We start from the raw sequence: 4,930 nt of genomic DNA on the forward strand, positions 1-4,930 counted from the left end.
CCATGGTGCCGGTGGCCCCGCCCGGCGTTCCCAGCACCTTGCTCCAGCGCCGGCCCGACATTGCCGCCGCCGAACGCGCCATGGCCGAGGCCAACGCCAAAATCGGCATCGCGGAGGGCGCCTATTATCCTGATTTAAGCCTCTCCGCGCTGGGCGGCTACGCGGCGGACCCCATCGGCGGGCTGTTCTCGGTCAGCAACAGCCTGTGGTCGCTGGGGGCCAATGTATCCGCCACCCTGTTCGCGGGCGGCACCCGCAGCGCCAGCGTGCGCGCGGCGGAATTCGCCTATGACCAAAGCGTGCAGACCTACCGGCAAACCGTGCTGAGCGCCCTGCAGGGGGTGGAGAACGATCTCTCAGGCTTGCGGATTCTCGCGGCGCAGGCGCAGGTGGAGGCCCGCGCCGTGGCCGACGCGCAAAGCGCCCTGCGCATCGCCCTCAACCAGTACCAGGCCGGCACCGTGAATTACACCACGGTGGTGAGCGCCCAAATCATCCTGCTGGGCGACCAGCAGGCCCAGCTTGCCGTGCAGCAAAACCGCCTGCTGGCCAGCGTTGCCCTGTTCCAGGACCTGGGCGGCGGATTTCAGGCATCTGCCCTGCCCGGAGCGGGGGCAATCCAGGCCCGTCTCCCCTTCGCGCCTTAATTCATTGTTTGTGGTCCGGGCAAAACTGGCGTATAGGGTGGCCACGGCGCTTTTCGTTTCTTGTTGTTGCGTGTTTTCTCTGCTTTTGCGGTCCGACGCTTCCCCAACAATCTGAAGAGTATTTTGGCCTGCATGTTGCGGGTCGCTGTTTGTTAGGAGATGCGACATGGCATCAGGTACAGTGAAGTGGTTTAACGCAACCAAGGGTTATGGTTTCATCCAGCCCGACGACGGCTCCAAGGATGTGTTCGTGCACATTTCAGCTGTTGAGCGTTCCAGCCTTGGCACCCTCAACGAGGGCCAGAAGATTCGCTACGAGATTCAGGCTGGCCAGCAGGGCAAGCTCTCGGCGGAAAATCTGCAGGCCGGCTAATCGCCGCTTGCCGGAGGAATGGGGCGGTGCAGTTTGCACCGCCTTTTTTTTGCCCGGCGCACAGGCTTCTCAACGCCCCCCATTCTTATTATAGTAGCTGGCGTTGTACCTGATTTTTAAAGACTTTTGGCTACATCTCCGGCGCACCGCCGCCGCCCGCCCCATCACTGTTCCCGCTTGATCCCGGTCAATGCGGCTTTTTTCCATGTCGTTAACACTTCGCGCCAGAAGCCTGGTGCAGGGAAATGAATATGAACGAAACAGCCGAACATAATGAACCCGCCCGCACGCTGGAACTTGTGGCCTTTCTCAGTGACCCGGACAGCCGCGACCTTGTGCAGTCCCTGGTGTTCGACCTTGAATTGAAGAACGCCGTGGTCCGGCAAGGCGGCATCGGCGATGCGCTCGACTTTGTCAAAACCCTTCCATCCTGGCCGCACCAGATCCTGGTTGACATCGCCGATTCCGCCGAACCGCTGAACGACATGACCCGCGTCGCCAGCCTCGCCGAGCCCGGCACGCGCATCATCGTCGCGGGCGACCGTAATGATGTCGGCCTGTTCCGTGATCTCATGCAGCTTGGCGTCGCTGATTATCTTCTCAAACCCTTCACCGCAGCCATGCTGCGCCGCGGCCTTAACCTCGGCGCGCATGCCAGCGAGCCCGCCCGCGCCCCGCGTGCCGGCAAGACCATCGCCGTGCTCGGCGCGCGCGGCGGCGCTGGCGCCACCACCTTGGCCTGCAGCCTGGCCTGGCATCTGGCCCATGGATTTTCACGCCGGACCGTGGTGGTTGATCTGGACGTCTACAACGGCGCGGTGAACCTGGTGTTCAACCTGCCGCCCAGCCACGGCCTCGTGGCGGCGCTGCAGAACATCGCCGGGCTGGACCATCTGGGGCTGGAAAAAGTCCTCGCCTTGCGCGGGCCACGGCTGTTCACGCTCACCGCCGATAACGACCTCATGGCCGCCGATCCCATCACTGCGGATCGTTTGAAGGAGTTGCTCGCGGTATTGGTCGAGCATTTCCACTTCGTTGTTCTGGATGCCGCCTCGCGCAGCGGCGCGGTGGTCAACACCGTGCTGGACCAGTGCGACTTCCTCGTCATGCTGGCTGATCCGACGATCCTCGCCGTGCGCAATGCCGCGCGGATCATGCGCGGGCGCGAAGCCGCCAGCACCGGCCAGCGCAGCATTCTGGCCATTAACAACCTGTGCCCGAAAACCCTGGAAACCCTAACCGCCAGCGCCATGGAATCGGCTCTGGGCCGCGCCATTGACCACACGCTGCCCTACACCACCGGGTTGACCAAGAGCCAGAACCTGGGCCGGCCGCAGGAATTCCTGCCCGCGGCCTACAGCAAGGCCGTGCTGGATATCGCCACAGACATCACCGGCGGCGGCCCCGAGAAACAGGGCGAACACCCTCCCTCCGTGTGGAAGCGCATGTTCAGCAACTGAACCCGGCCCCGCGCAAGGGGCCGCACCTGTTTTGAACGCTCAATCCCCGGGCTTGCCGCGGCAACGTGGCAGGCCCGGCGCGCGTCTGCCCCGCCGCCAAATCCTCAACTTGGATACGAAACATTAAACCTCACCCGGCATAGTCAGTCCCATGACATGGGGCAGCTTGCGGCGGAGGCGCTATTGCGGGCTGCTTGAAACGAACAAGGAGCCGTCGCGTGAAGAATCTGCCAATTATTGCAAAATTCCTCATTATTCTGGGATTTTTCGGCGTTTTTGGTATCGGCGGCGCGTTTTACGCAACCGGGCAGCTGCGGGGGATCGCCGCGGGCTACCGGCAGGTCATTGATAAATCAGGCGCGGCGGCGGGTCTGCTCATGCAGGCGAATCGGGATATGAGCGCGATGCAAGCGGACATCGGCCTTCTGCTCATCACCAACACCACCAACGCCGGGTCGCGGCTCGTCTTGGACCATTCCGCTTTTGACACACATCTGGCAAGCGCCGCGCGTTTGCTCCCGGCCGAGGCGCAAGCGCTGCAAATCCTGCAGAAGCAAGGCGACGAGTTGATCAATTCGACATGCGCGAAAACCATTGCTGACGCCATCGCCGCTTCGACGACCTATGAAGAGGTGACCACACAGCAGGAGTTCATCACTTCCTGCATGCCCGGTTTTCAGCCCGCCGCCGCCGCCATGACTGCGGAGCGCTCAAAACTCCAGATCCAGGCCAACAACGCGGCATCCGCGCTGGAGCAGAGCTCGAGCACAACCGTCATGCTCACATTCCTTATCATCATCGGTGGTTTGGCCTGGGCGGTCATCGCCGCCTTCTTCGCCATCAACAGCTGGCTCATCAACCCATTGAAGAACCTTCAAGGCAGCATGGAGCGACTGGCCGGCGGGGACCTACAGGTGGATATCGCCGGGCGCGACCGCCAGGATGAAGTCGGGGGCATGGCCTGCACCGTGCAGATATTCAAGGAATCCGCTTTGCAGAAGCTCCTCCTTGAGGAAAAAACCCAGGAAGCCGCGCACAAGGCCGAGCAGCAGCGCGCCGCCGATGAACAGGCCAGAACCGGCTTTCTCGAACAGCAGAAATTCGTTGTCGATTCGCTGGCGGCCGGGCTGGAACGCCTCGCCCTGGGCAATCTGCAATTCCGTCTGACCGCGAATTTCGCCGCTGAATACGAAAAACTGCGCGGCGATTTCAACCACGCCATGGAAACGCTGGAGGCAACCATGGGCTCGATCGCCCAGAACACCCATGGTGTGCGCGCCGGTGCCGGGGAGATCCGCCAGGCGTCGGACGATCTTTCCCACCGCACGGAACAACAGGCGGCCAGTCTGGAGGAAACCGCCGCGGCGCTGGATGAAATCACCGCCACCGTGCGTAAAACCTCTGAGGGCGCGAATGCGGCGCGCGATGTTGTCAACGCCGCGCGCGCTGATGCCGAGCGCTCCGGCGCCGTGGTGAGCGACACTGTGGGCGCGATGTCAGGGATCGAGACATCTTCCCGCCAGATCGGCAACATCATCGGCGTGATTGACGAAATCGCTTTTCAGACGAATTTGCTGGCGCTCAACGCCGGTGTGGAAGCGGCGCGGGCAGGGGATGCTGGCCGCGGCTTTGCCGTGGTGGCCACCGAGGTCCGCGCCCTGGCGCAACGCTCAGCCGATGCCGCGAAGGAGATCAAAGCCCTCATCTCCGCCTCGGGCCAGCAAGTGGCCACCGGCGTGCGCCTGGTGGGCGAAACCGGCAAGGCGCTCGGGCGCATCGTGGAGCAGGTGGAACGGCTCAACAGCCTGGTGAATGAAATCGCCGCCTCGGCGCAGGAGCAGGCAACCGGCCTCGCGGAGGTGAACGCCGCCGTCAACCAAATGGATAAGGTCACACAGCAGAACGCCGCCATGGTCGAGCAAACCACTGCGGCCAGCCACAGCCTCGTCGCCGAGGCCGAGGAGCTTGCCCGCCTCGTTGCCCAGTTCGAGACCAGCCATGCCGAGCCCCAGCCCCAGCCTCAACCCGCCGTCAAGGAGACCGCGTCCCGAAAATCGCGCATCCCCGTGCACGCTCCATCCGGAAAATTCGTTTCGGTATCACATAGCACCGAATCTTCCGCCCCGGCCACCGAAGACTGGGATGAGTTCTAAGCCCCGGGCTCATCAAAATCAGGAAGCATCATGGAACACATTCATCCCGGCGCGGATACCCTGGCCCTCCCGCCAATTCTGGACCTCACCGCCGCCGCCGCCCTGCTGGAGAATTTGCTCACTTTGCGAGGCCGTCCGCTCAGCCTCAACGCGGGTGACGTGCAGCGTCTCGGCGCGCAATGCCTGCAGGTTCTGCTTGCCGCGCGCGCGGCCTGGGCGGCGGATGAGCAGGATCTCAGCCTGGCTGATTGCTCCGAGGATTTTCTCACCACTCTCAACCTGTTTGGCGTCGCTCCA

Annotated in this window: 5 protein-coding genes; all 5 read left to right on the forward strand. The window is 63.0% G+C overall.

The window, feature by feature from the left end; all coding sequences use genetic code 11:
• Positions 1 to 647: TolC family protein (locus tag HKL97_RS03410; RefSeq protein WP_291422699.1), on the forward strand; the 647-nt coding region annotated here is incomplete at its 5' end.
• 166 nt (positions 648 to 813) lie between these two features.
• Entirely contained in the window at positions 814 to 1,020 is a 207-nt protein-coding gene (locus HKL97_RS03415) for a cold-shock protein (RefSeq protein WP_284258154.1), read from the forward strand.
• Between the two features lie 251 nt (positions 1,021 to 1,271).
• Entirely contained in the window at positions 1,272 to 2,480 is a 1,209-nt protein-coding gene (locus tag HKL97_RS03420) for a cellulose synthase operon protein YhjQ/BcsQ (RefSeq protein ID WP_291422700.1), read from the forward strand.
• A 218-nt stretch (positions 2,481 to 2,698) separates the two neighbouring features.
• Complete coding sequence (locus tag HKL97_RS03425) at positions 2,699 to 4,633, forward strand: methyl-accepting chemotaxis protein (protein WP_291422701.1); 1,935 nt, start codon at positions 2,699 to 2,701, stop codon at positions 4,631 to 4,633.
• 30 nt (positions 4,634 to 4,663) lie between these two features.
• On the forward strand, positions 4,664 to 4,930 hold a 267-nt coding region (locus HKL97_RS03430), incomplete at its 3' end, for an STAS domain-containing protein (RefSeq protein ID WP_291422702.1).

Origin of the sequence: Acidocella sp., from assembly GCF_013044125.1 — a bacterium.
Classification (GTDB): domain Bacteria; phylum Pseudomonadota; class Alphaproteobacteria; order Acetobacterales; family Acetobacteraceae; genus Acidocella.

Coding starts and splice junctions, on each gene's coding strand:
- HKL97_RS03415 (WP_284258154.1), top strand. CDS start 814: ATGGCATCAGGTACAGTGAAGTGGTTTAACGCAACCAAGGGTTATGGT.
- HKL97_RS03420 (WP_291422700.1), top strand. CDS start 1,272: ATGAACGAAACAGCCGAACATAATGAACCCGCCCGCACGCTGGAACTT.